Genomic DNA, 4,043 nt, shown 5'->3' with positions numbered 1-4,043 from the left:
TGTTGTTGACCATTGTCAACTTCTTGCCTCTCATCATTGGCTTCTGCTAAATTACCATTCACTCCTAAAAATAAAAATGAACCAATAATAAAAGAAGCAACTCCAATATTACATTTCCTTATAGAATATGTATTAATTACTTTCATTTGAAAATTTTTTTTCATAACACGCCTCCTAAATACATTGTATAATTTCATATTACCACAACATATTTATAAAAAGATATATATATTCATATCAAAAAATAATGTTACTTTATTTTATCTTAATTTTTCCATATTATAATATGGATTTTTTCATTACTTTTGCAACTTAATATTATGCAGAATATATCATGACACCTAAAAATATATTTATATGAAAAAAGGATGCAAATATAAGGAAAGCGATATAATTGAGAGACTCAACCTTATATTTTTGATATAACAAATAGTATAAATTTAAGTCTCATAAGTTAAGAACTACGAATCAATCTTTATGTAATACATTTGAAAATATGCGAAATTACTATTAAAACATGGAAAATTTAGAGATATTTGAATATAGTAATTTATCAAAAAATCCATTAGAAAATATAAGTAATAAAATTAACTAAAGACACGTCCGAACGTCTTTAGTTATAGAAGTTACAATCAATTTTCCAATAAAATATTATTATATCCCAAAATTTATAATCAAAAATCAAGTAGGAGAATAATCATTACTTGATTATTCTTCCTCTCCCAACACCGATCATACAGCCCCATAATCAGCAATCCAACATCTTGCATAAACCGCCTCTGAGAGTTTTGTCATTATCCCTAATCCAACTTATAAAGACGTTTTGTTATAAGTAAATAATGAACCTCATGCATAAATAATAACCTCCAGTATTTCTTTCTTGAGTTCGCAATAATCATTAAGAAATTAGCGCAATTAACCTATTTAAAAAGAAAAAGCAATATCTCACCAAACATAAAAAAGACGATTAACTAAAATTAGTATAAATTTAACAAATACAACTACAAATATAATTAAATATACAATGCAATCAAAATCTCTTTTATTATTATTTAACATAAACAATATTATTTCAAAAAATGATGGGATTAAAATAATTTTTTAATATAAAATAAATTGGTATAAATAATTTCCATCACTATATTTATACTATCTATTCAATAACTTTTGATTAGATAGTAATTTCATATGGTAACCTTAAAGTGTTTTTCTAGTACCCTTTATATACTATAAATTATCTAAGGTCTAAAATATTCTTGTTACACACAGTAAAAGTCAAAATATAAAGTTATCTTAGTTTTAAAAAATACTAACATATAAATTATAGACACAGACAAGAAGAATAGGGGCCCTATATATGTAATGGCACATTGGACAATTGAAATTTAACTGATAAAGCGTTCATATAGAATTTCATTACCATCTTCACATTGTGTATGCTGATTTATATAAATAAATGTGTTTTCTATTTCATTCATCAATTCACTATTTTGTATCAATAAACTATGTGTATCTCTTTCATTGCTTACAAGTTGTCTTATAGCCGTTATATAGCTTTCTTTTTTGTTTTTAAGACTTTTAACCATTTCAAATAAACTTTCAATATATACGCTTTTTAAAGCAATGAAAGTTTCTGAATATCTACCGTTTTTAATTGTGTATTTTATAATAGTTCCTTTATTAATATGCTTTTCAAAAATTGCATATAAAGAAGATCTAGCCATTCCTAACTTTTTAGCAATAGCACTCATTGAACCTTTAACAAATACTTTCTGCTTGTTTGTATGTTCATTTAAATATCTTTCTAAATCATCCTTACGTTCGTCAAAATGGCTTCTAACACGATCTTTACGCTCTTTTTTATGTTTCCAAAAACCATTTATACTTACACCACTATTGCTATATGCAATTCTATCATCACTAAAAGCTTCTAAAAGATTTTCTACATGTTCACGCATTGCACCACCATAACGACCGCTATAAGCGCTTTTAATTACTCTTTCAACCTCTTTATATGATAAAGGCTTGGCTAAGCGCTGATTAAAAGCATAGATATTACTTGCTGCTTCTTTTAAATCTACATTTTTTGAATAATAGTATAAAGCCACTGAAAACATTGTGTTATTTCTACCAACACCATATCCAATTGATGTAACGTCTGCTTCTTTTAACAAATAATCAACCCATTCAGGCGTTAATTCTTGGCCATTGGCTATACTCTTATAAAGTACGTTCTGATTTAAATTGTTCTTTTCTGAATACTCTTTACTCCAGCGCACCATATAAGATTTTGAACAATATTGATTTGTAAATAACTGTACATTCTCTTTTGTAGGCAATCTGAAATAGCCAGTAGATACACATTGATTATCGACTGGTAAATATTTAGAAATTGCATGTGCTAAGCTACTATGTACTTTTTCAGCTACTTTTATAGCTTTCTTTTCTATACCTTTAGCATAGAACGGTGTATCTAATACAAAATACAAATGCCAACCTCTAGGCGTCTTTACATACAAGTTAGGCATTTCAGCACCTTCATTGATATGCGCTGAAGCTAAGCTTTGAACTAATTCATTGTATTCAATATCTTCATCAACATCTAAAACAAATGTATTGATTTGTTTTACATTGTCTTTTGTTCTGTTTAATACTTTATACGTATTAACATCTGCTATATTAGCTTTTTCTTTGCTTAGATAATTATAAGGGTTAGGCGTCCAATGGCTAAATTTATGACCATATTGAACTAAAGCTTCTTCTGAAGCAATAATTAAACCTAAACCGTCTATTAATGTATCTTTATTAGGTGTGACAGCAATACGTGCTGATTTCCAATTTTTGGGTTGTGTATCTTTGAAATTAGTCCTTTCTAAATCTGTAGCTTTAGAATTTTTAAATTTATACTTTTCTAGACTTCCATGTAATATAAAATCATAAACTTTATTAATATTTAGCATTGTCTGCACCTCCTAAACAAAAAGACTGGTAATGCTTGTAAGCGTTACCAGTCTTTATTTAGGCGTCTATATACATTTAAAGTAGTCGAGTAGAAAAGTAGAAAAAGTAGAAAAAGTAGCGTCTTTTTCTTTACTTTCTTCTCTCATGCCCCTATAATTTAGGTATACAAATTAATTTAAAAATACCTAAATCATAAAGGTATGGAAGAAGACCCGAAAACCGTTTGCATGCGTTAGTGAGGTAACGTTTCAAGCGCTAGAAGTTAAAAGTGTTGGTCGCACTTTAACTTTGCACGTGGTTTTTTTTCATATCTTTTTTTGATTAATTCTAGTATAAACTTCTATATTGACGATTGCAATTGTTTTATTGTTTTATTTACAAGTACAAATTCTTTCTATATACTCTTTATTATTTTCGATAAATTCATATAAAGTTATATTATAGTATCCTAGTATTCTAGTTAATTCCATCATAGTAACCGTAGGCTTTTTCATATTTTCAATTCTACTTAACAATGGTGGGTCCATTTCAATAGCTCTAGCAACTTTGACTTGCTTAATACCTCTGGCTTCTCTAATAATTTTCAATTCTTTACATAGCCCTAAAATCATTTCTTGGTTGTCCAATTTTAATTAACCTCCTTACTATTTCTAAAATCTCTTTTATTCGATAAGCTGTTAATCTGCTTAGTCTCATTTTCCAAAATTTTATTACCTGATAGCGGTTTTTATTACAAATTTGATTTTATACTATCATTTCAACAGTATCAAAAGAAATATACAAAAATTATAACCACACTATTTTTAAAAACTTAAATAAATATATATAAGACAAAGATATTCATATTTTTTGAGCTCTATATCATTCAAGTCATTCATATCATTATTCTCAGTCTCAATATAGTAAGTATTACTTAAATCAGTATCATTAGTGTGCGATTTTCGCATTTCAGCGTTATGACTAGGTTCGACATTTGTTTCTTCTTGTTTTTTAATTTCATAAACATCTTTTTTAGTAATTGCAAGATTCTTCAAATATAATTTATTTGTTTTACCTTGACCACATCTTACTTGTTCTAAAAG

General features: G+C 27.3%; 4 protein-coding genes. All 4 read right to left on the bottom strand.

The genetic code is table 11. The annotated features are described in order from the left end of the window. Positions 1 to 164 (bottom strand): YSIRK-type signal peptide-containing protein (locus HMPREF2658_RS14910; protein ID WP_176747421.1); only part of this gene is annotated, 164 nt, incomplete at its 3' end. A gap of 1,221 nt (positions 165 to 1,385) precedes the next feature. Next, positions 1,386 to 2,960 (bottom strand): primase C-terminal domain-containing protein, encoded by a 1,575-nt coding sequence (locus HMPREF2658_RS00595; protein WP_054194582.1) that lies wholly within the window; start codon positions 2,958 to 2,960, stop codon positions 1,386 to 1,388. 372 nt (positions 2,961 to 3,332) lie between these two features. Next, positions 3,333 to 3,587, bottom strand: coding sequence for a helix-turn-helix domain-containing protein (locus HMPREF2658_RS00590; protein WP_000369911.1), 255 nt, complete (start codon positions 3,585 to 3,587; stop codon positions 3,333 to 3,335). A gap of 177 nt (positions 3,588 to 3,764) precedes the next feature. After that, on the bottom strand, positions 3,765 to 4,043 hold a 279-nt coding region (locus HMPREF2658_RS00585; protein WP_256337720.1), incomplete at its 5' end, for a hypothetical protein.

The sequence above is a fragment of the Staphylococcus sp. HMSC062H10 genome, assembly GCF_001836945.1.
Classification (GTDB): domain Bacteria; phylum Bacillota; class Bacilli; order Staphylococcales; family Staphylococcaceae; genus Staphylococcus; species Staphylococcus aureus.
This window is presented reverse-complemented; position numbering and strand designations above follow the sequence as displayed.

Bases quoted from the DNA above. Each gene is read 5' to 3' on its own strand.
- HMPREF2658_RS00595 (WP_054194582.1), bottom strand. From the start codon at position 2,960: ATGCTAAATATTAATAAAGTTTATGATTTTATATTACATGGAAGTCTA.